11 protein-coding genes are annotated in these 23,947 nt (G+C 63.3%); 10 read left to right on the plus strand and 1 reads right to left on the minus strand.

From position 1 onward, the window contains the following. Nucleotides 1-3 precede the first annotated feature (3 nt). The 7 genes from C4K40_RS13520 to C4K40_RS13550 all read left to right on the plus strand — a co-directional run bounded on the left by C4K40_RS13520 (nt 4) and on the right by C4K40_RS13550 (nt 19,261). Nucleotides 4-1,353: an NAD(P)/FAD-dependent oxidoreductase gene (locus C4K40_RS13520; protein ID WP_053129118.1), complete on the plus strand. Its 1,350-nt coding sequence runs from the start codon at nt 4-6 to the stop codon at nt 1,351-1,353. A 36-nt stretch (nt 1,354-1,389) separates the two neighbouring features. Further along, nucleotides 1,390-8,781 (plus strand): type I polyketide synthase, encoded by a 7,392-nt coding sequence (locus tag C4K40_RS13525; RefSeq protein WP_053129122.1) that lies wholly within the window; start codon nt 1,390-1,392, stop codon nt 8,779-8,781. Nucleotides 8,782-8,830: 49 nt separating this feature from the next. Then, complete coding sequence (locus C4K40_RS13530) at nt 8,831-14,155, plus strand: type I polyketide synthase (protein WP_053129125.1); 5,325 nt, start codon at nt 8,831-8,833, stop codon at nt 14,153-14,155. 49 nt (nt 14,156-14,204) lie between these two features. Further along, a complete protein-coding gene (locus C4K40_RS13535; protein WP_053129128.1) occupies nt 14,205-15,839 on the plus strand; it encodes an NAD(P)/FAD-dependent oxidoreductase in 1,635 nt (544 codons plus the stop codon). Between the two features lies 1 nt (nt 15,840). Beyond that, nucleotides 15,841-16,983, plus strand: a complete 1,143-nt coding sequence (pltE, locus tag C4K40_RS13540) for an L-prolyl-[peptidyl-carrier protein] dehydrogenase (protein WP_022644143.1) — start codon at nt 15,841-15,843, stop codon at nt 16,981-16,983. Then, nucleotides 16,980-18,476, plus strand: a complete 1,497-nt coding sequence (gene pltF / locus C4K40_RS13545) for an L-proline--[L-prolyl-carrier protein] ligase (protein ID WP_053129131.1) — start codon at nt 16,980-16,982, stop codon at nt 18,474-18,476. The genes pltE and pltF overlap by 4 nt, the downstream gene beginning before the upstream one ends. A gap of 68 nt (nt 18,477-18,544) precedes the next feature. Next, nucleotides 18,545-19,261, plus strand: a complete 717-nt coding sequence (locus tag C4K40_RS13550; RefSeq protein WP_256223786.1) for a thioesterase II family protein — start codon at nt 18,545-18,547, stop codon at nt 19,259-19,261. A gap of 5 nt (nt 19,262-19,266) precedes the next feature. Here the strand turns inward: C4K40_RS13550 and C4K40_RS13555 are convergent, their stop codons facing one another. Continuing rightward, nucleotides 19,267-19,902 (minus strand): TetR/AcrR family transcriptional regulator, encoded by a 636-nt coding sequence (locus C4K40_RS13555; protein ID WP_022644146.1) that lies wholly within the window; start codon nt 19,900-19,902, stop codon nt 19,267-19,269. 111 nt (nt 19,903-20,013) lie between these two features. On the opposite strand from C4K40_RS13555, the gene C4K40_RS13560 reads away from it, so the two are divergent. From C4K40_RS13560 to C4K40_RS13570, 3 genes are read left to right on the plus strand one after another with little or no spacing between them, the layout of a single operon-like run. Continuing rightward, on the plus strand, nt 20,014-21,027 hold the full coding sequence (locus tag C4K40_RS13560; protein ID WP_022644147.1) for an HlyD family efflux transporter periplasmic adaptor subunit: 1,014 nt from the start codon (nt 20,014-20,016) through the stop codon (nt 21,025-21,027). Beyond that, nucleotides 21,024-22,793, plus strand: coding sequence for an ATP-binding cassette domain-containing protein (locus tag C4K40_RS13565; protein WP_031321627.1), 1,770 nt, complete (start codon nt 21,024-21,026; stop codon nt 22,791-22,793). Before C4K40_RS13560 ends, C4K40_RS13565 begins: the two co-directional genes overlap by 4 nt. Before the next feature lie 9 nt (nt 22,794-22,802). Next, nucleotides 22,803-23,945, plus strand: a complete 1,143-nt coding sequence (locus C4K40_RS13570) for an ABC transporter permease (protein WP_022644149.1) — start codon at nt 22,803-22,805, stop codon at nt 23,943-23,945. The last annotated feature ends 2 nt before the right edge of the window (nt 23,946-23,947 follow it).

Consider the following 23,947-nt stretch of genomic DNA (forward strand, 5'->3'; position numbering starts at 1 on the left):
GCAATGAACGATCATGATTATGACGTAGTAATTATCGGGGGCGGGCCGGCCGGTTCGACGATGGCGTCCTACTTGGCCAAAGAGGGTGTCAAGTGCGCAGTGTTCGAAAAGGACTTGTTCGAGCGCGAACATGTCGGCGAGTCGTTGGTTCCGGCCACCACTCCGGTACTGCTGGACATTGGCGTGATGGAAAAGATCGAGAAGGCCAACTTCCCGAAGAAGTTCGGAGCTGCCTGGACTTCGGCCGACTCGGGACCTGAAGACAAGATGGGTTTCCAGGGGTTGGACCATGATTTTCGTTCGGCGGAGATTTTGTTCAATGAACGCAAGCAGGAAGGTGTCGACCGTGATTTCACCTACCACGTCGATCGCGGCAAGTTCGACCGTATCCTGCTGGAGCACGCCGGTTCGCTGGGGGCCAAGGTGTTCCAGGGGGTAGAAGTCGCTGACGTCGAGTTCATCAGCCCAGGCAATGTCATCGTCAACGCGAAGCTGGGCAAGCGCAGTGTCGAGATCAAGGCGAAGATGGTGGTCGACGCCAGTGGCCGTAACGTATTGCTGGGCCGGCGCCTGGGCCTGCGAGAGAAAGACCCGGTTTTCAACCAGTTCGCCATCCATTCCTGGTTCGATAATTTCGACCGCAAGTCGGCGACCCAGAATCCGGAGAAGGTCGACTACATCTTCATCCACTTCCTGCCATTGACCAATACCTGGGTCTGGCAAATCCCGATCACCGAGACCATCACCAGCGTCGGTGTGGTCACGCAAAAGCAGAACTACACCAACTCCAATCTTTCGTACGAGGAGTTCTTCTGGGAAGCGGTCAAGACCCGCGAGAACCTCCATGACGCCCTCAAGGCGTCGGAGCAGTTGCGCCCATTCAAGAAAGAGGCGGACTACAGCTACGGCATGAAGGAAGTGTGTGGCGATAGTTTCGTCCTGATCGGCGATGCCGCGCGGTTCGTCGACCCGATCTTCTCCAGTGGTGTCAGCGTGGCTTTGAACAGTGCACGTATCGCCAGTGGCGACATCATCGAGGCGGTGAAGAACAACGACTTCCAGAAGTCCAGCTTCACCCGCTACGAAGGCATGATCAGGAACGGCATCAAGAACTGGTACGAGTTCATCACTCTCTACTACCGCTTGAACATCCTGTTCACCGCATTCGTCCAGGACCCACGCTATCGCCTGGATATCCTCCAACTGCTCCAGGGTGACGTCTACAGCGGCAAACGCCTGGAGGTGCTGGACAAGATGCGCGAGATCATCGCCGCAGTCGAAAGCGATCCAGACCACCTCTGGCACAAGTACCTGGGCGACATGCAGGTCCCTACCGCCAAGCCTGCTTTCTAAGAAACGACACATACCCCAGTCGAAGGAGATGACTGAATGGATGCCCGTGCGCCCATGGATTTCGAACCCATTGCCATCATCGGTAGTGGTTGCCGCTTCGCCAAAGGCGCAACGACACCCGAAGCATTCTGGGAGCTCCTTCGTGCTGGGACCGATTTCATCGGACCGGTACCCACTCAACGCTGGGACTCGGAGGCAATCTACGACGAGTCTGCCGCGCAAACCGGTACGACCTACTGCAAGGTAGGGGCGTTCTTGCAAGATGTCGATCGCTTCGACGCCCATTACTTCGGTATCTCGGCCTCCGAGGCCAGGGAAATGGACCCGCAGCAGCGCCTGTTGCTGGAGGTCGCTTGCGAGGGCGTGGCACGTGCCGGCATGACTCGCGAGCAGCTCAAGGATAGCCGCACCGCGGTATATGTCGGGATGCTGGGCATGGATTACCTGGCATTGCACTCACGCGAGGCGGGGGTCGGGCAGATCAATCCCTACTATGCCGCCGGCAAGGAGTTCAGCTTCGCTGCCGGGCGTATCGCTTATCACCTGGGGGTGCACGGCCCGGCGATGACCGTGACCACTGCCTGCTCTTCATCCTTGGTCGCCATGCACTTGGCTTGTCGTGCCTTGCAAGCCGGTGAAGCGGACCTGGCCCTGGCGGGCGGGGTGAACCTGATGCTGGCTCCAGACCTGACGATCTACATGAGCCAGATCCGGGCGATTTCCCCCAGCGGCCGGTGCCGGGTGTTCGATGCCGCTGCCGACGGCATTGTCCGAGGCGAGGGTTGCGGGATAGTGGTGCTCAAGCGCCTGGCGGATGCCATGCGCGATGGTGATCCGATCCAGGCGGTGATCAGGGGCTCGGCCATCAACCAGGATGGCGCCAGTGCTGGCCAGACCGTGCCCAATGCCAACGCCCAGGCTGCGGTGATCGCCGAGGCGTTACAGGTTGCCGGGTTGACGGTGGACGATATCGACTACGTCGAGGCCCATGGCACAGGAACGCCCCTGGGCGATCCCATCGAGCTGTCTTCCCTGGCCCAGGTGTTCCAGGGCCGTGAACGTTCGCTGATGGTGGGATCGGTCAAGGCCAACATGGGGCACTTGGACGCGGCGGCCGGCATGGCCAGCGTACTCAAGGCCATTAAGGTCCTGGAGCACGCCGAGGTGCCCCCGCAACTGCATCTCACGCGCTTGAACGAACTGGTGGACTGGAAGCGTTCGAGGCTCTGCATCCCCACGACGCTCGAGGCCTTGCCCAAACGCCCGCTCCTGGCCGGAGTCAGCGGTTTCGGACTCAGCGGCACCAATGTCCACATGATCCTGGAAGACGCCAGGGCCTATCGTCAGGCGCGATCGCAACAAGTGCCTGCGGCACAACTTCGGCCCTGGATCCTTCCGGTATCGGCCAAGGCCGCCCAGGGCGTGGTGGACCAGGCCAGGGCCTATGCCGACCAGTTGCCGGAGCAGGATGATCGGCAACTGCGAGCCTTCGTCGCCAGCGCACTACATCGCCGGGAACATTTCGCCTTTCGTCGTGCGGTGGTCGGTGTCGATAGTGCTCAGTTGAAAAGCCAGCTGGCACAACTGGCGCCCCCCTGCGCGGCATGCGCCACGGACGAGGAGAGCGAACCAGCGGCGGTCTTCGTCTTCACCGGGCAGGGCGCCCAATGGGTCGGCATGGGCCAGGACCTGCTGGAACGCGAACCGGTGTTCCTGTCGATGATCCAGCGTTGCGACCAGGCCATGGCCCTATGGGGGGACTGGTCGATCGAGGCCGAATTACGCAGTGCAGAAGGCGCATCCCGGTTGCACCTCACCGAGTTTGCCCAGCCATGCATCTTCGCCATCCAGGTGGCGCTGGCCGAGTGCCTTGGCCAATGGGGCGTGAAGCCTGCGGCTGTGGTCGGACATTCCATGGGCGAGGTGGCTGCCGCCTATTGCGCTGGAGCCCTGGACCTGGAGTCGGCGGTACGGGTGATCCATTTCCGGGCCCAGGCCATGAAGGGCACATTGGGCCAGGGCCGCATGTTGGTGGTGGGGCTGCCGGCGCAACCGCTTCAGGCGCGCTTGGCGGTGGACCGGCAGTTGGAGTTGTCGGTGGTCAATAGTCGTAACAGCTGCGTGGTGTCCGGCAGCCCTCAGGCGGTGCTGGAGTTGGAGCGGCAGTTGCGCGAGGAAGGTGTCTTCACTTACCTGATGCCGGCCGAATATGCCTTCCACTCCTACCAGATGGATACCTGTCTGGAAGCCATTCGCCTGGGGCTGGATGGACTGGCGGCTGGTCCGGCATCTACCCCATGGGTGTCCACCAGCGTCATGCCTGATGTCGCAGCGATAGCCGATGTCCAGTACTGGCTCGACAATGCCCGCGGCGCCGTGCGCTTTGACCGGGCTATCGAGCACCTGGTCGACCAGGGGCATCGATTGTTTGTCGAACTGGGCCCGCACAGGGTGCTGGCGCCATCGATCAACCAGATATTGGCCGACCGCGGTGTCGAAGGGCTGGTTTGCGGGGCACTGCACAAGCAGGGCGACGCCGCCACGGAACTGGCGGCAATCCTCGCTCGACTGTACGAGCAGGGCGTGGCTCTCGACTGGCAAGCCTATCAGCCCAGGGAGCAGGCCTTCGACCTGCCGGCTTATCCTTGGCAGCACCAGAGTTTCTGGTTCACCCCTGCGCCGATGGCGCCCTTGGTCGAGCCGTTGATGGACCTGCGAGCGCAAGTAGTGGTCTATGACGCCCAGGGCAATATCCGCGCCCAGGCCCATGATTTATTGCTGAGCCAGCCCGGGCAGGCGGAACCCGCCTTGCAGGTGGCGATGTCGGTCGCAGCACGGGAACCGGTGAGGACAGTCATGGCCGCCGACGTACGCAGCCAGATCAAGACCCTGCTGACCGAAATCATCGGTGCGGATTGTGTCGATCCGGACCCGGATCGCGGATTCTTCGAGCTGGGCCTGGACTCCATTTCCCTGGTCGAATTCAAGCGCAAGCTGGAGCAGCGCCTTGGCCTCAAGCTTTCGGCCACCGTAGGTTTCGACCATCCCACGCTCAACCGTTTGAGCCACTATCTGCAAGAGTTGTTGTCCAGCCAAGCGCAAGCCGAACCGGCAGGCACAGGGGATGAAGCAGGAAGCGCAATTGCGAGCGATTGCCCGGCGCAGATCGCCGTGGTGGCCATGGCCTGTCGGTTTCCCCAGGCGGACAGCCCCGAGGCGCTCTGGCAATTGCTGCTCGAACAGACCCCGACCGTGGTGCCAGTGCCTCAGGAGCGGTTGGTTGGTGCGGTGGCCTGCGACGCTTTCCCGCGCTTTGCCAGCCTGATCGAGCGCCCTGAGGGATTCGACGAAGATTTCTTCCGGATTTCCCCCAAAGAGGCCAGGAGCATGGATCCGCAGCAGCGCCTGCTGCTGATGGTGGCCTGGGAAGCCTTGGAACGGGCCGGCCTGAGTCAGGAAAAACTGCTCGACCAGCGGGTTGGGGTGTTCGTTGGCGCCAATTCCCACGACTACGAAGCCAGGGTCTTGAACTGCCCCGAGGGCGTGGATGCGCACTACGGAACGGGTAGTTCGTTTTCCGCCATCTGCGGACGCCTCTCGCATTTTCTCGGCGTGCGCGGCCCAAGCCTGACTGTCGATACCGCTTGCTCGTCTTCACTTGCCGCCATCCACCTGGCCTGCAACAGCCTGCGCAGCGCGGAGTGCGACGTGGCCATCGTCGGCGGAGTGAACGTCATCGCCTCGGCGGCGATCTTCCAGTCCATGGGGCAGGCCGGTGCATTGGCGGCGGACGGTATCAGCAAGACTTTCGATGATCGCGCCGATGGTTATGGCCGGGGAGAGGGTTGCGGCGTGGTCATTCTCAAGCGCCAGGCCAGGGCCGAGCAGGATCGGGACCCCATCGTCGCCACCATCCTCGGTTCGGCGATCAACCATGATGGTGCCTGTGCCGGCCTGACGGTCCCCAACGGACCGGCACAGGAAGCGCTGATCCGGGACGCACTGGCCAACTCGGGGGTGCGGCCCGAGCAAGTCGGCTACGTGGAGGCCCATGGTACCGGGACCGTGCTTGGTGACCCCATCGAACTCAATGCCTTGCATAACGCCTATCGTCAGGGATGCGCCGATGGTACGCCGGCGCTGACCGTCGCCTCGGTCAAGGCCAATATCGGCCACCTGGAGGCAGCCGCCGGCATTGCCTCGCTGATCAAGGCGTGCCTGGTGACAGAGCGGGGCCTGGTGCCGCCGCAGCCCCACCTGCATATTGCCAATACCCGGGTGGCGTGGGAGCAGATGAACCTCAAGCTGCCCCGCCAGGCGGTGGCCTGGCCGGAATCGAACGAGGCGCGGATCGCCGGGGTCAGTGCCTTTGGTTTTACCGGTACCAACGTACATGTATTGCTCAAGGGACATCGCTCGCTCCCCGTTACGCCGTTGTCGTGCGATGCCGAGCCCGTGGCCTTGTGCTTGTCTGCGGCTACTGCGGCGGCCTTGACGGCCCTGGCCGGTCGTTACCTGGACTTCCTGGGTGAGACCGAGCATGCCGCCCAGGAGATCTGCTCCAACGCTCTGGTACGCCGCACCTGGTTCAAGGAGCGCTTGGTGGTTCATGGGCGCAACTGCCAGGAATTGCGCGAGGCGTTGCAGGCCTGGCTCGATGGCTCTTCGGTAATTGATGGCAAGGTGTCAGGTTGCGATGAACCCTGGGCGCTCCTGGCCGACGCCTTCATGCGCGGGGAGCGGACGTCCTGCCCCGAGCGTTTACCAGAAGGGCATCGGGCACTCGAGCTACCCGGCTACCCCTGGCAGCTCAACGATTACTGGCTCGACACCGTTGCCCCAGCGTTGCCCGGTCAGCCGTCGCGAGCATTACCGGCTCATCCCTGCCTGCATTCTCTGGCACGTCCGACGAGCGACATCTGGTACTGGTCTGCATTACTCGACCCCCAGGGTGACTACTACGAGCCCCTGGCTGGCCGGGGCCAGGAGCTCAAGCCGCACTGGCTGCTTGATGCGGTGCTGCAGGCCGTCCTGGAAACACCACGGGGCCTGCAGCAGATTCGCGACCTGCGCATTGCCCGTGTAGGCCTGGCCGCCGGGCAGCCTGTGATCTCGCACCTGACCCTGCATCTCCAGGCGTGCGGTGCCACTTTCGAGCTGGCGGTGCAGGGCGTTCATGACGAGGTCCGCCAAGTGTGCATGAGCGGAACGCTGCAGGAGTGTGAGATGCCCCTGCCGGGCGAGCTGGAGGCGTCTGGCGAACAGTGCCTGGAAGTTTCCGAAGATGGCTTGTCCGGATTGTCGGTAAGCTCGGCAGCTGGGCCGCGCCAAGCACTGAGCCACTTCGCTGCGTCCCTGGCGCCGGAGCAACGGCAAGCGGACTTGTTGGAAAATGCGATCAAGCTCTTTGAGGGTGCCAGTGCCGCGACCCTCCTTGGGTTTTCCCGGGTCCAGGTGCTTGCCGGCCTGCCGTCGAGCCTGAGGGTGGTACTGGCTCCTGGGGAGGATGGCAAGACGGGTTGCCTGCAAGCTTTCGACTTGCAGGGGTGCCGGGTCGCTCTATTCGAGGCGCCACTGTTCGCCGAACCTGGTTCGCGATACCTGGCCGAGATCGCTGAGGCAGCGCCCGAAGTACCGATGATCCGCCGGGAGTGGCGCGACTATCCGTTGCCCGCGGCCAGCGAACCGGTTCGGGGATATTGGTTGGTGCTGGCTCGGCAGGCCGGGGATACACGACCGCTGCAAGCGGCCTTCCAGGCAGGGCATTGCTCGATCGAGATCATTGCCTTGCAGGACGGTACGCAACCGTTACCGCAGCGGCTTGCCCAGGTGTTGCGCCGGGTCGGCTCGGACGCTTCCTGCCGCGGGCTGGTAGTACTTGGTGCCGCCGGTGCTGTGGCTGGGGAGGGCTGCAGCCTGTCGCCAGCGCTGCTGGCCGGCACCGACGTGATGCAGGCCCTGGCCGCTGCTACGGCGAGCAGTGCCAACCCCGCCAAGCCGATCTGGTTCGCCGTGGCTGGCAGCCAGGCCAATGAGCCGATGGCGGCCGCGAGCCAGGCTGCATGGGAAGGAGCGGCGCATATCTTCGCCATGGAGCATCCCGCCTGGTGGGGGGGACTGGTCAGTCTCGACGGGCGCGACAGGAGAAGCTACGCCAGTCTTTGCCAGCTGCTGCGTGGGCAACCCAGTCATGACCATCTGGCGATCGAGGGTGTTCGGATCCGGGCCCAGTACCTGGTGGAGGAGCCAGCTGCTGCTGTACGGCCGCTGGACCCGCCACCGCTGGCGGGAACGGTGCTGGTGCATGCCTGCCCCGGAAGCGACCTGGAACCGGTACTGAAGGCGCTTGCGCGGCGCGGGGCAGCGCGGGCGTTGCTGCTCAGCCACGCTCCGGAACAAGTGCGCTGGCCGCAACCAGCACCGCTGCCGCTGTCGACAGCCATGTTGCCGCAGGAGGCAGGCTTGGCCTTGGCGCAGCTTCTTGGCTCACTGCGCGCGCAGGGCGCCATCGCCGGCTTCGTTCATCTGGGCACTGACTGGCGCACCGTGGCCCTGGCCCGAGCGGAGTTCGGCTCCCAGGCGCAGGCGCTCGCCCGCCAGCTTGAAGTCCTGCAACAGATCCACCAGGCATTGGACGACCCTCGGGCGTTCTTCCTGATCATGGGCAGCGTCACCTCCCTGCTGGGCGGCGCGGGTTTTGCCGCTTGTGCCGTCGCCGATGCCTATGCCGCCTGGATCCACGACCAGCGTCTTCGTCAGGGCCTCGCTTGCCAAATGCTGCAGGTGACGCAAAGCGAGCGCGAACTGGAGCACGACTCCAACGCCAGGGCGGCGCTGCAAGCCAGCGGACTGCAACCGCTGAGCCAGGTTCAGATCGAGCAGGGCATCCTGCGCCTGCTCGAGGGCGGTCATGGCCAATACGGCCTTCTCAATGTCGAGTGGCCACAACTCAAGCGCCTGTACCAGAGCATCCTCCCTTGGCCGCTGCTTGAGCACATGGGCATGCAGGACATCGAGCAAGACTCACGCCTGGACGAGTTCGCCGGCATGCCTCCCGCGCGCCAGAAGCGAGCGATGCAGGCGCTGGTGTGCGAAGTGATAGGGCAGGTGTTCGGCCTCACCGATGGCCGGGACCTGGACGTACGCAAGGGGTTCTTCGACATGGGGATGTCGTCGGTCATGTCGCTGGACCTGCGCGCCAGGCTCAACCGTGCACTGGGCATCGACCTGCCGTCGACTTTCGGTTTCGAGTACACCTCCATCGAGCAGGTGACGAATTACCTGATGGACCAGCTCCTGGAGTCCGCACCGGTTGTCGCTGCCGAGAGTGCCGCACAGGCAGGGCAACAGCAGGACCTGAACCAACTCTCTCGGGCGCAGCTGATTGGCGCACTCGAGGATGAGCTGCGGGATCTTGCCAACTACTAGCCCGGCAGTTGCGTGGCGACTGCCAGAGAATCACCGATCGAGGCTTTTTATGGATAACGATATCCGCGATGCAAGCAAGGACCAGCTGCAAGAGAGCCTTGCTCAGGCGATCACCACCATCCGTGCGCTCAAGGACAAGGTCGCCGGTAAGTCCCAGGTATCCGGCGAGCCCATTGCCATCGTCGGCCTGGGTTGCCGGTTGCCGGGGCATGCCGATAACCCCAGGCGTTTGTGGAGCCTGTTGAAGAACGCCACCGATGCGGTGGGAGACATGCCCAGTGACCGACTCTACGGTACGGACTACTACGACCCCGATCCACAGGTGCCTGGCAAGGCCTATGTCATGCGTGGTGGATTCATCGATGCGGTGGACCAGTTCGACCCGACCTTCTTCGGCATCTCGCCAAAGGAAGCGCAAGGAATGGATCCGCAACAACGGTTGGCCCTGGAGGTAGCCTGGGAGGCCCTGGAGCATGCCGCTATCGCTCCCGACAGCCTGCACGGCAAGAAGATGGGGGTGTTCATGGGCGTCAGCACCAATGACTACGTGCGCCTGCGCCAGCAACTGGGCGTGGCCGAGGACGTCAATGCCTACCAGTTCTATGGCGAGACCAGTTTCGTCGCCGGGCGCATCGCCTACACCCTGGGCTCGAGGGGCCCGGCGGTGGTACTCGATACCTCGTGTTCCTCGTCCCTGGTGGCCCTGCACCAGGCCTGCAACAGCCTGCGTAATCGCGAGAGCGACGTGGCGCTGGCCGGCGGGGTCAACCTGATCCTGTCGCCCTACGGTTTCATCCTCGTCAGCAAGTTGCGTGCGGTGGCGCCCGATGGGCGCTGCAAGACCTTTGATGCCGCGGCCGATGGCTACGGGCGTGCTGAAGGCTGCGTGATCCTTGCCCTCAAGCGTTTGAGCGATGCGGTACGCGACCAGGATCCGATCATGGCCGTGATCGAGGGCAGTGCGGTCAACAACGATGGAGCCAGCAGTGGGATCACGGTACCCAATATCCATGCCCAGGAGGAAGTCATCCGGCTGGCGCTGGGCCAGGCCGGGCTTCAGGGTGTGGAGGTGGACTATGTCGAGGCCCACGGCACCGGTACGGCCCTGGGCGATCCGATCGAACTGCGTGCACTGCATGCGGCGCTGGGCCAGCAGCGCGATGGCGCGAAACCGCTGCTGGTCGGTTCGATCAAGGCCAACATGGGGCATCTGGAGCCAGTCGCCGGGGTCACCGGGCTGGCGAAGATCCTCTTGTGCATGCAGCACGAGACCCTGGTGCCACAAGTGCATTTCCATACTCCCAACCCACGAGTGGAGTGGGATCGCCTGGCTCTGAAGGTGGTCACCGAAGCCACGGCCTGGCCGCGTCAGGGCAAGGCGCGACACGCCGGGGTCAGCTCGTTCGGCGTTACCGGGACCAACGCCCATGTGGTGGTGGGGGACCCGCCGCCCAGGACGCGAGGTGCAGGACACGGCAGCCCCTGGCAACTGCTGGCTATCTCGGCCAAGGGCGAAACCCCGCGACGCCAGGTTGCCGGGCGCTACGAGCGTTTCATCGCCGAGCATGACGAACTTGAATTACGCGACCTGTGCTACACGGCGAACCTGGGGCGCGCGCATTTCGGCCATCGCTTCGCGGCCGTTGCCGATAGCCGCGAGGGGCTGCGCGAACAATTGGCGGCTTATGCATCGCGCAAGGTCATTGGCAACGTCTTCGACGGCCGCTGCCAAGGGGCCCCCGAGGGCCTGGTCATGCTGTTCCCCGGCCAAGGTTGCCAGTACCGTGGCATGGCCCGAGAACTGTATGAGCACGAACCGTTCTTCAAGGCCCGAATCGACGAGTGCCGAGCCCTGCTCGGCCCGATGATGGAGGTGGATCTGCTCACCCTGGTGCTCGACGACTCGGCTGCCAGCGAAGACTACCTGGAGCAGACCCGTTACGCACAGCCAGCCATATTTGCCGTCGAGTACGCCCTGGCTCGCCTATGGATGCATTGGGGAATCGCTCCGGATGCGGTGTTCGGCCACAGCTTTGGCGAAATCAGCGCCATCTGCGTGGCCGGAGCGATTTCCCTGGCCGATGCCTTGCGCATGGTGGAGGCGCGTGGTCGCCTGGCGCAGCAACTGATGACCGCGGGTGGGGCAATGTATGCCTTGGGCATGAGCGAGGAGCGACTGGGCGCGGTGCTCCGGGAGTTGCCGGGTACTAGCGTCGAATTGGCCGCGGTCAACAGCCCGCAGGACCTGGTGGTAGCGGGTCCGCAGGCCGAGGTGCAGGCCCTGGCCGAGCGCCTGCGTACCAGTGGTTGCAAGGTGCGCAAACTGGGCGTGTCCCATGCCTTCCACAGCGCCGCTACCGAGCCGATGCTCGCAGCATTTCGCGAGGAGGTGAAGCAGCTTCGTTTCAGTGAGCCGCGTATGCCCGTTATCGCCGGAGTCACAGGGCAGGTGCATACCCTGTCGAGCCTGAGTTCGCCTGACTATTGGTGCATGCATACCCGCCAGGCCGTGAGGTTCAGTGCTGGCGTCACTACCTTGCGTGAAGAGCTGTCGGTCGGGACTTTCCTCGAGGTGGCCCCCGATGCGGTTCTGACGCCGCTGATCGGCCGTGATGAAGGAGCAAGCGAGGTCCTGGCCATCCCCTGCATGCGTCGTACCGGCGAGCCCTCGCGGGACCTGCGTATCGCCGCAGCGCAGCTCTACGTCGCTGGCTACGATCTCGACTGGGCGAGACTGCACGAGCATGACGGCGCGCTGCGCCAACCCATGCCCAGCTATGCTTTCCAGCGCCAACGCTACTGGTTCGACGTAGCCCAGGGCGCATCGTCCAGCGTCTCATCGGCCCAGCCCGGCTCATCGGGCTTGCTGGGGCATCCGGTCAAGGCACCGACCCCGGCGTTCGAGGCGACCCTGGACTGCGCCCGACTGCAGGCGTTGGGGGCCGAGTGTCGCGATGACTTGGTGTTGTTACCGCCGGCTCGCCTGCTGGCGGCTCTCACGGCCGAGATCATCGACCAGCTGCAACTGGAGTCCTGCGCTATCAGCCTGGCGAGCATGCCCCAGGTCCTGGTCATGCATCCGGATGACCAACTGAACCTGTTCACCGAACTCAAGCCGCTTGCAGGCTCGGCCTGGGAAGTGCGCTGCTTTGCCTTGAGCGACGCGGCCAAAGCCGCCACTGCCGATTGGCAGGCGGTCTTGTCACTGACCCTGCAAGCGCACCCCGGCAGTGCCGGGCCACTACCGGGTGCGGAGCAGGAGCAGACGCAGGAGCCGGGGTTCGTCTACCACATGCAACTGCCGGCAGAGACCGATGGCCACGGCAACCGCTTGGCCCAGGTGCTGGAGTACCTTGGCCAGGCGATACCGGATAACGCAGGCGGAACGGTGGCAGGTCTTCGTCGCTTGTTCTGCACGCGGGCCAGCATGCACGAGGTGCAAAGCCTGGCCCTGGTCGCTAGCCAGACGGACCTACAGCAGTTCGATTGCACCTTGTATGGCAGTGCTGGCCAGCCTGTGGGGCGGCTGGAGGGCGTGAGCCTGGCCGCGGCAGGCAACGAGCAGGCGCTGTGTGGCCCCCTTTGCCAGCCAGACGTGCTCTACAGCCTCGACTGGCTGGAGCGTCCGCGCAAGCAGGCCGACGTGCTTCGCCCGGATCGATTGTTCACCTTGGTCGCGAGTTCACCAGAGCTGGCCCAGCCGCTGGCCGAGCAGTTGCAGTTGTCCGGGCACCGGACGCTGGTCATGACACCCCAGGTAGTGCTTGAGGCCAGCCGAGTGGCACTGGCTCGAGCACCCGACGAGCCATTGTCGCTGGAAAGCCAGGCGCTGGCCGCCGAGATCATCGTGCTCGACGGCAAGAACGTCGTCGATGCCCATGGCACCAGTCTACAGGAGCTGTCGAACCTGTCGGCGCAGCTGTTTCACCCCGTGCTGGAGCTGGTCCAGTCACTGATCGCCCTGGGCGAACGCGGCGGCCGGTTGTGGCTGGTCACCCAGGGGGCGAACGCGGTCGGCCTGGAGCCCGGGCAGGCCATGCAGGTAGCGACAGTGCCCTTGTGGGGCCTGGGCAAGACCATCGCCCTGGAGCATCCCGAGCACTGGGGCGGCCTGATCGACCTGGCTCCCGACGACAATGGCTGGGCCCGGGAGTTGGCTGCACAAATCATCGATCCGGATGGGGAGGACAAGATTTGCCTGCGCCCCGGCAAGCGTTATGTCCAGCGCCTGAATCACTTCAGTGAGGCTCGCTTGCCCAGCCGCGGTTATGCGCCTTGCGCCCAGGGCAGCTACCTGATCACCGGCGGCATGGGCGGGATCGGCCTGGCCATGGCCCAGTGGCTGCTGGACAAGGGCGCCGCCGAGGTGGTGATCACCGGTCGGCGCCCACTGGAGCGGGTCGGTGCGCAATTGACGCGATTCGGTGCTCTGGCCTCACGGGTTCGCTACGTGCAGGCGGATATCACCTCGCGCCAGGACATGCTCGGGGTATTCGCAGGGTGCGCATCGTCAGGCCTGAAGCTAAAGGGCATCTTCCATGCGGCGGGTATCTCCATTCCCCAAGACCTCGAGGATATCGACAACGAGAGCTTCGATCGGGTCATGCGACCAAAGGTTGAGGGAACCTGGTTGTTGCATGAACTCTCCCTGGACCAGGACCTGGAGTTCTTCGTCATGTGCTCGACGATCGCCAGCGTGTGGGGGTCGCAACACGTGGCCAGTTATGCCGCCGCCAATCAGTTCCTCGATGGCCTGGCCTGGCACCGCCGGAGTCAGGGGCTGCAGGCGCTGGTGATCGACTGGGGGCTCTGGGCCGGAGGCAGCCACCTGTTCGACGAGCAGGTCCTGAACTTCCTCACCAGCGTCGGCCTGAAACAGATCGTGCCGGCGCAGAACATCGGCCTGTTGTCGCGGATTCTAGCCAGCGGTATGACCCAGCTAGTGGTATCGGGGGTCGACTGGGATCGCTTCAAGCCACTGTTGGAGTCCCGCGGCCCGCAGCCCCTGCTGGAGTACATCCGCAGCCAGGTGCCGGCCGCCAGGGTCGCCGAAAGCACCGGTGGCGACATCCTGGAGCGGCTTTCGGCCACCGACGAGGCCGGAGTGCTGGCCTTGCTCGATGGCTACGTCTGGGAGCAGTACGCCCAACTGCTCGGGGTCAAGACCGAGCAAGTGCGGGCCAAGCTCGAAGACGGCGGCAGCCTGATGGACTACGGCCTGGATTCGTTGCTGGTCATGGACATGGTTGCCCGTTGTCGCCGCGATCTGAAGCTGGAGATCAAGGCTCGTGAGTTTCTCGAATGCCCGGGCCTGATGTGGCCGGATTTCCTGGCCCGCTCGATAAGGGAACAGGGTTGCCTGGCCGAGGCCTGAGGGGCCTGTGGCACAGATATCTGAAGAATGATCTGCCATTGAGGTGGTTATGAATGATGCGCTGTTTGGCCAGGTGCCAAACCATTACGACGTTCTTTTGGCCGGCAACAGTATCAGTGTGACGATGCTCGCTGCCTGCCTGGCCAGGAACGATGTCCGTGTCGGCTTGCTGCGCAACCGGCACCTGCCGCCCGACCTGACGGGCGAGGCGACGATTCCTTATACGTCGATGATTTTCGAGTTGATCGCCGACCGCTATTCGGTACCGGAGATAAAGAATATTGCCCGTACCCGCGATATCCACCAGAAAGTCATGCCGTCTTCCGGGGTCAAGAAGAACCTCGGATTCATCTACCATCAGCCAGGCCGAGCAATGGACATGGGCCAGGCGCTGCAATTCAACGTGCCTTCCGAACATGGCGAGAACCACTTGTTCCGGCCTGATATCGATGCCTACCTGCTGGCTGCTGCAGTGCGTTATGGCGTGCAACTGGTGGAGGTGGCGGATGCCCCGCGGGTCGTGCTCGACGATCGTGGAGCCAAGGTGGCGGTGGCGCAGGGAGTCTGGATCAGCGCCGACTTCATCGTCGACGGCAGCCCGGCCGGGCAGATGATCGCCCGCCACGCCGACTTGCCCTCAGAGACCTGCACCATGCAGGCCCGGACCCGGGGATTTTCCACCCATATGCTCGGGGTGGTGCCGTTCGATGCCTGCGTTGAAGACGATTTCCCCGGCCAGTGGCATGAAGGCACGTTGCACCATGTGCTCGAAGAAGGCTGGGTCGGGATCATTCCTTTCGACAACCACGCGCATTCGCGTAACCCGTTGGTCAGCGTACTGGTGTCTGTACGCGAGGATGCCTGCCAGGGTGCCGACGGCGACCAGGTGCTGGCAGGGCTGGTCGACAAGTATCCCGGGCTGGCCAAGCACCTGGGCGGAGCCCGGCGAGTACGGGAGTGGACGGTTCGCGAGCCGCTGCGCGAAGTTTACCCTTCGGCGCTCGAGCGCCGCTGCCTGATGTTCGACGAGGGCGCGGCGACCAATGACTTGCTGTTCTCGCGCAAGCTTTCCAATGGAGCGGAGCTGGTACTGGGCCTGGCCCATCGCTTGATCGATGCCGTGCGCAGCAGGGATTACCGCAGCCGCGCGCTGCGCGAGTTCATCGTCACCCAGGACAGCATCATCAAGCTGAGCGACCGGATCGCTGCAGGTGCCTATGTCGCGTTTCGCGACCCCGAGCTTTGGAACGCCTTCGCCCGGGTCTGGCTGCTGCAGTCGATCGCCGCCACCATCACTGCGCGCAAGGTCAACGATGCCTTCGCCAAGTCCCTGGATCAACGGGCTTTCGAGGAGATCGACCGACTGGCCGAGGATGGCTTCTGGATGCCCCTGTACCAGGGCTACAAGGATATTCTCAACACTACCCTGGACCTTTGTGATGACGTCGAAAGCACCAAGGTTTCTGCGGCGCAAGCTGCAAGTTGCATTTTTGCGGAGCTGGCCAAGGCCAGTTTTGTACCGCCTATCTTTGATTTTGCTAATCCTCACGCTCGTGTCTATCAACTGACCACTCTGCGAAAGCTCAAGGCGCTCTGGTGGGGCCTGATGCAGGTGCCTTCGGAGGTCGGCCGGCTGATCTTCTATCGATCCTTCAGAAAACCATCCATGCGCAAGGAGAGTTGAAATGGACTTCAACTATGATGTCGCCCAGAAAAAACACGTTGCCATGATCGCCGAACTTTGTGCCGGCCAACTGGCCGAGAGCCGCAACCCACATTCGAGCTATTTCACCGCCCAGCAGTGGGCGGCTTGCGGCGAGGCGGGCTTGTTGGGGTTGTCGATTCCCCAGGAGTACGGTGGTCAGGGCCTGGGGGCGTTATCGACGGCCATTGCGATGCATGCCTTCGGCCTCGGCTGCACGGATATGGGATTGGTTTTCGCGGCTGCGGCGCATCAGTTCGCCTGCGCCATGCCCATCGCCGAATTTGCCTCGACGCAGGTCAAGCGCGAGGTCCTGCCCAAACTGGCCAGTGGCGAGTTCATCGGTTCCAACGCGATCACCGAACCCGAAGCGGGTTCGGACTCCAGCAACCTCAAGACCCGAGCCTGGCCCCAGGCGGACGGTAGCTACCGGCTCAGCGGCCACAAGAGCTTCGCCGGCAATGCACCGATCGCCGACATCTTCGTCACCTATGCCACCAGCAACCCCGAGTACGGCGCCCTGGGCGTCAGTGGGTTCGTGGTGCAACGCAGCACTGCGGGCATCAGGGTCAGCGATCCATTAGGCAAGGTGTGCCTGAAGAGCTGCCCGGCCGGCGAAGTGTTCTTCGACGATTGCCAGGTTCCCGAAGCCAATCGCCTGGGGGAGGAGGGGCAGGGCCGGCAGGTGTTCCAGAGCTCGATGGGTTGGGAGCGCGCCTGCCTGTTCGCGGGATTCCTGGGAATGATGGAACGGCAGCTGGAGCAGGTCATCGAGCACGCCCGTACCCGGCGCCAGTTTGGCAAGGCCATCGGTGACAATCAGGCGGTCTCGCATCGCATCGCCCAGATGAAGCTGCGCCTGGAGTCGGCCCGGCTGCTGTTGTTCCGGGCTTGCTGGGGTATGGACCAAGGCGACCCAGGGCAACTGAACATCGCCTTGTCGAAGCTGGCGATCAGCGAGGGTGCGCTGGCTTCGAGCATCGATGCGATCAGGATCTTCGGCGGCAGGGGCTGCCTGGAGTCCTTCGGTATCGAGTCGATGCTGCGTGACTCCATCGGCACCACGATTTTCTCCGGTACCACCGACATGCAACACGAGATCATCGCCCGGGAGTTGAAGCTATGAAGCTGCTGCATGAACGGGTGATGCATAGCGCTGCGCGCTATCCGCAGCACTTGGCCGTGGTGGACGAAAACCAGGGGCTGAGCTACGAAGCGCTGGAGTCGAGGACCCGGGAATTCGTCGCCATGTTCTGTGCCCTGGGCGTGCGCCAAGGCCAGCGGGTCGTGCTGTGGGCGCACAAGTCGGTCGACCTGGTGGCTGTGATGTTGGCCGCCCTGCGCTTGGGCGTGGTGTATGTTCCGGTCGATCCGATGAGCCCGGTGGCGCGTCTGCAAAAGATCGTCCATGACTCCCAGGGAGTGCTGCTCATCTGCACCAGTGCGCGCCTGGAAGAGCTCGTTGCGTCCGAACTGCAGCAGGTGCGTTGCGTGGTGTTGGACGATGTAGCCAACGCTCGTCATTGGCGCAATATAGAGGCAGGTTCCGGTGTGGTGCCGCAACTCGATATCCAGCCCGATGATCTGGCCTACATCCTCTATACCTCCGGCTCTACAGGCGTGCCCAAGGGCGTATCCCTCAGCCATGGCAACGCTCTGGCGTTCGTCGATTGGGCGTGCTCCAGCTACGGCTTCGAGGCGGGCGATCGTTTCGCCAACCATGCGCCGTTTCACTTCGACCTCTCGGTCCTGGATCTCTATGGCGCGCTCAATAGCGGTGCAACGGTCTACCTGGTGCCCGAGTCCATCGCCTATTCTCCGCAGCTGCTGACCCAGTTTGTCAGGTCCCATGAGATCACGGTGTGGTACTCGGTGCCCTCGGTGCTCATGTTGATGATGCAGGACGGCCACCTCCTGAGTGATCTGCAAGGAACCTTGCGGGTTGTGTTGTTCGCCGGCGAGCCTTTCCCGATCAAGCACCTGCGCGAACTGCGTAGTGCCTATCCAGATGTGCGCCTGGCGAATCTGTTCGGCCCTACGGAAACCAACGTGTGCACTGCGTTCGAGGTGACTGCCATCGATCCCCGGCGCCTGTTGCCGGTGTCCATTGGCACTGCGGCGTCCGGCAATCGCATCTGGGCGCAGAAAGACGATGGCAGCCCCTGTGCCATTGGCGAAGAGGGCGAACTGATCGTCCAGGGACCTACGGTCATGTTGGGTTATTTCGGCAAGCCGGCGCACCAGGGGCCCTACAAGACCGGAGATATGGTCAAGCAGTTGGCGGATGGCAATTACGAATACCTGGGTCGGCGCGACGACATGCTCAAGTTGCGTGGCAACCGTATCGAGCGCGGGGAGGTGGAGGCAGCGTTACTGGCCCATCCCCAGGTCAGCGAGGCGGCGGTACTGGTGACCGGGGAGGGAATGAATGCCCAACTGTGGGCGGTGCTGGTCCCCGAGGGGCAGGCCCGGCTGTCGATCATCGACCTCAAGCGCCACTGCGCCCAGCGCCTGCCGCGCTACATGATCATCGACCATTTGCTGTGCCTGGATGCGCTACCGCGCAACGCCAATGGCAAGGTCGATCGCTTCGCCCTGGCTCGGCGAGTGGAGGGTTGAACATGCGGACTCCGTCACGCTTGGACCAGGAACTGTGGTTTCCCTATGCCAGTCGGCCACGGGACAAGATGCGGCTGTTCACCTTCCCTTATGCCGGAAGCGGGGCATCGGTATTCCATCGCTGGTTCCTGCCGCTGTACGACCAGGTCGACTTGTATGCGTTGCAGCTACCGGGACGGGAGGGGCGCAGCCGGGAGGCTCCCTATGTCGACCTGCAAGCCGCGGCCCATGCCGTGGCCGACTGTCTGGAGCAGTTCAGCGACGATATTCCCTGCTGTTTCTTCGGGCATAGCATGGGGGCATTGCTGGCGTTCGCGGTCGTCAATGTGCAGCAGCAGCGCCGACAGCGGCTGCCCCTGCAACTGGTGTTGTCAGGCATGGTCGCACCCCATCTGCCGCAGCGGGTGGAGCCTTTGCACCAATTGCCAGCACAGCAGGCCATTGCAGTGCTGCAAGCCATGGGAGGCGTGCCAGCTGTGGTGTTGGCCGAGGAGGACCTGATGCAGATGTATCTGCCCATCATCCAGGCGGATATCGCGATGGTTCATTCCTATGGCTGCCTCCATGCCGGGCCAGTGGAAGTCGACATCACCTGCTTGAGCGGCGCTCAGGACTTGATCGCCCCGCCCGAGCCCATGGGGCAATGGCGGGAGTATGCGGGCTGCGGTTTCGAGCAGTTCGTTTTTCCCGGCGGGCATTTTTTCCTCGATGGTCAGGTCATGTCTCGGGTGAAGACCGTCCTGGGCGGAGCCATGCACCAAGCGACCGGCAGACTGGTGAGTTGAGCGGCTCATGGGGCGATGGAGGCCAGGCCGGATCGGGCGAACAGCTTGAGGTGCGTTTTCAGGGCGTGCGCATCGTGCTGCAGCACGGCCTGCAACGGACTGGCTTGCTGGCGGTCGATCACCGCCAGCATCAGGCACGGCGCAATGATGCTGATGACGCACCGGGCCAGCGCCGGATCGCCCGGAGCGAAGCCGGTGATCTGGCTGATGATGGCCTCCAGCAGGCGGAACTTGGGCATCACTTCTTCTTGGATGAGGCTGGAAAAATGAACCGTAGGAGACAGTATTTCCCGGGCGCAGACCTTGCTTTGCCAGCTTTGTTCATCCAGTACCCGGCCGACCAGGGTATCGATGAACACATCGAGCTTGGTCTGTGCCGGTTCGGCGCTGCGGGCGATGCGCGCCAGGACCTCGACGTCGATCAACTGCTGGTGCCCTTCTATCAGCACCACTTTGTACAGCTCTTCGCGGCTGCCGAAGTGGTAGTTGATGGCTGCCAGGTCGGCGCCGGCTTCCTCGCAGATCAGCTTGCTCGCGGTAGCGGCATAGCCATGCTGGGCGAACAGCCGTGCTGCCACTTCGAGGATACGGATTCTGGTGTGTTCGCCGTCGCTTCTGCTGGCTCTGCGTCGAATGCTCATGGGGTTCCTCGTGGTCGGGCATAGGGGTTGCTTCACGGCCAGTATCTGTTATTTTTCAATTTCAATTCAAATTGAATTTTAACTAGGCCTTGGCAAACAAAGGACTCATGGATGAAGAAGCAGTTGATTGCAGGGGTTGCCGTGCTGCTGGCGGTAACGGCAGGGGTTTCCTGGTTTCTCCTCAAGCCCGAAGAGTCGGACGGCCGTCTCAAGCTTCATGGCAACGTCGACATCCGCCAGGTATCCCTGGCGTTCGAAGGCAGTGAACGGATCGCCGCGCTGCATGCCGAGGAGGGCGATCTGGTGCAGGCTGGCCAGGTATTGGCTGAACTCGACACGCGCACGCTGCGCCTCGAGATTGCCCGCTCCAGGGCCCGGATCAATGCCCAGGAACAGGCATTACTGCGCTTGAAGAACGGTACCCGGCCCCAGGAGGTCGAGCAGGCTCGGTCACGGTTCGAGGCAGCCCAGGCCGAAGCACAATTAGCCCAGTTGGAACACCAGCGCCTGCGGCGCATTGCCGACGATACCCAGGGCAAGGGCGTGAGCCAGCAGCGCCTGGACCAGGCGGCCGCCCGTCTGCGGGTGGTCAAGGCCCAGGTTCAGGAACAGCGCGAGTCCTGGGCTTTGGCCAAGATCGGCCCACGGGACGAAGACATCGCCCAGGCAGCAGCCGACCTGCAGGTCTCCAGGGCCGATCTCGACCTGCTGGAACATGACCTCGCCCGGGCCCAGCTCAAGGCCCCGACCCAGGCCCGGATACGCACCCGCCTGCTCGAGCCTGGCGACATGGCCTCTCCGGCACGACCGGTATTCGCCCTGGCGCTGACCGATCCGAAATGGATCCGTGCTTATGTCAACGAACAGCAGCTCGGACAGGTGCGACCGGATCAGCCAGCGCGAGTGTTCACCGACAGTTTCCCCGACCAGTCCATCGACGGCCGGGTGGGTTACATCTCCTCGGTCGCCGAGTTCACCCCGAAGTCCGTCGAGACCGAGGACCTGCGCACCAGTCTTGTCTACGAAATCCGGATATTGGTCAAGGATCCTGGTGACCGCTTGCGCCTGGGCATGCCGGCTACCGTCTACCTCGACCAGGCGCCGGGTGCCGGGGACACGCCATGAGCGCCGCAGTGGCTACGGTCCAGGCATCCGAACTGGTCAAGCACTTCAAGGCCGGCGTCCGGCACCAGGTGGCCCTGGACCGGGTATCCCTGGAGGTCCCCAGTGGCCAGTTGAGTGCTCTGGTCGGTCCAGACGGCGCGGGCAAGACCACCTTGCTGCGGCTGATCGCCGGGTTGATGCAGGCCGACGCGGGCCAGTTGAGCGTGTTGGGCCTGGATGTCGGCGCACAGCCACAGCAAGTACAGGACCGCATCAGCTACATGCCACAGAAGTTCGGACTCTATGAGGACCTGACTATCCAGGAGAACCTGGAGTTGTATGCCGATTTGCATGGTGTCTGCGGCCCGGAGCGCGAGCAGCGCTTTTCCCGGCTCTTGCAGATGATGGACCTGGAGCGGTTTCGTGGACGCCTGGCCGGACAGCTTTCCGGTGGTATGAAACAGAAGCTGGGATTGGCCTGCACTTTGGTCCGCTCCCCGCAACTGTTGCTGTTGGATGAGCCTACGGTAGGGGTGGACCCGCTGTCGCGCCGGGAGCTATGGAGCATCATCGAGCAGTTGATCGAGCAGGAGAACCTGACGGTGCTGATCAGCACCGCCTACATGGACGAGGCCCAGCGCTGTGCCCAGGTCTTCGTGCTGTACCAGGGCCAATTGATCGCCCAGGGGCCACCTGAACAACTGTGTCAGCTGGCCCAAGGCATGTGCTATGGCATCGCACCTCCCAGCGGTACTCCCGCCAGGTCGTTGCAGGCCGACCTGCTCGATGACCGCGAGCATGTGGTCGATGCGGTGCCGGAAGGTGGCCAGGTGCGCTTCATCCGCAGCGCCCAGGTGGAGTTGGCACAGATCGAACCCCTGGCCGGCCTCGCCGAGCCCCGGCCCCTGGCAGCGCGCCTGGAGGACGGATTCATGGTGCTACTCAGGCAGCAGGTCCAGGAAACCGTCGCGGTCGATGCGGCGCAACAGCCAGCGGCCAACGACAGCCAGGGAGAGGTAGGTGTACAGCGTCCGGTGGTCATCGAAGTACGCGATCTGGTGCGCAAGTTCGGCGATTTCACGGCAGTCGCAAGCACCTCGTTCCAGGTCCTGAAGGGCGAGATCTTCGGCTTGCTCGGCCCCAACGGGGCGGGTAAGACCACCACCTTCCGCATGCTCTGCGGCTTGCTCCCGGCATCCAGTGGCTACCTGGAGGTGGCTGGGGTCAACCTGCGTACCGCGCGGGCTGCGGCACGCCGTCGCATCGGCTACGTGTCTCAGAAGTTCGCCTTGTACGCCAACCTGTCGGCCGTGGAGAACCTGCGCTTCTTCGGCGGCGCTTATGGACTGCATGGCGCCAGGCTACGGACCAGGATGGAGCAGATGCTCGAGCAGTTCGAACTGGGCGAACAACAACATGTGCGCAGCGGCGAGCTGCCAGGTGGCTACAAACAGCGCCTGGCGATGGCGGTGGCTTTGCTGCACGAGCCGGAGATCCTGTTTCTCGATGAACCAACCAGCGGCATCGATCCCCTGGCCCGGCGGGCCTTCTGGCGGCGGATCACCGCCTTGGCGGCAAGCGGTACGACGATCGTAATCACCACCCATTTCATGGAGGAGGCCGAGTACTGCGATCGTATCGTGATCCAGGATGCCGGGCGCTTGCTGGCCCTGGGCACCCCGGAACAAGTCCGCCACCAGGACAACCAGGCACTGGCCGACATGAACAGTGCATTCATCGCCGTTGTCGAGCGAGCCCGGGCCCAGGCCCGCGCCGCGGCGCACTAAGGAGCCAGCATGTCCGACTTCAATGGAGCGGGTTCGGGTTTGTGGCGCAGGCTACTGGCGCTGACCAGGAAGGAGTTCCGCCAGTTGCTGCGAGACAAGAGCAACATGGCCATCGGTGTGATCCTGCCCATCGTGCTGATCCTGATATTTGGCTACGGCTTGTCGCTGGATATCCGCAACACGCCCTTGGCAGTGGTCCTGGAGGACAGCTCGCCCGCGGCCAGGGACGTGGTAGCCAAGCTGGAGAGCTCGGCCTACTTCTCGGTCACTCGGGTCACCAGCATGGTCGAGGCACAGGCGCTGATGGACAAGCGCCGGGTCGATGGCATCGTTCGGGTTCCAGCCGACTTCTCCAGGCGGCTCGAACAGCACGACGCTCGCTTGCAGTTGTTGCTGCATGGCGCCGATGCCAACAGCGCCGCGACCCTGGGGCGTTATGTCAGGGGGGCGCTGGCGGTCTGGCAGCAGCAGTATCTGGAACGCACCAGGCAGGCTCTGCCCTCGGGGCGGGTGCTGGTGGTGGAGCGGATGTGGTTCAACGCCGCCAACAGTAGTACCTGGTATCTGGTTCCGGGGCTGATCGCCCTGATCATGACGCTGGTGGGGGCTTTCCTGACCTCGTTGGTGCTGGCCCGGGAATGGGAACGGGGCACCCTCGAGTCGTTGTTCGTCACCCCGGTCAAGTCGATCGAGATCCTGCTGGCCAAGATCATTCCGTATTTCGTCGTAGGACTTTTAGGTTTGGTGATGTGCCTGGTCTCCGCTCGGCTGTTATTCCAGGTGCCGATCCAGGGCTCGTTGTTGCTCCTGCTATTCAGTTCCATGCTGTACCTGCTGGTGACCCTGGGCATCGGCCTGTTGATTTCGGCCAAGACCCGCAATCAGTTCCTGGCCAGCCAGATCGCGATCATCTTCAGCTTCCTGCCGGCGTTGATGCTTTCAGGGTTCCTGTTCGACCTGCGCAATGTGCCGACCTTCATCCGCTTGGTCGGTTCGATCCTGCCAGCGACTTACTTCATGGAGTTGGTGAAGACCTTGTTCCTGGCTGGCAACAACTGGGCGCTGGTGGCGAAGAACCTGACGATCCTCGCGGTCTATGCGGTGTTTCTGTTGAACGCAGCACGCCTGTGCACGCGCAAGAAGGTGGGGTGAGC

It is taken from the genome of Pseudomonas sp. CMR5c (genome assembly GCF_003850545.1).
GTDB lineage: Bacteria > Pseudomonadota > Gammaproteobacteria > Pseudomonadales > Pseudomonadaceae > Aquipseudomonas > Aquipseudomonas piscis.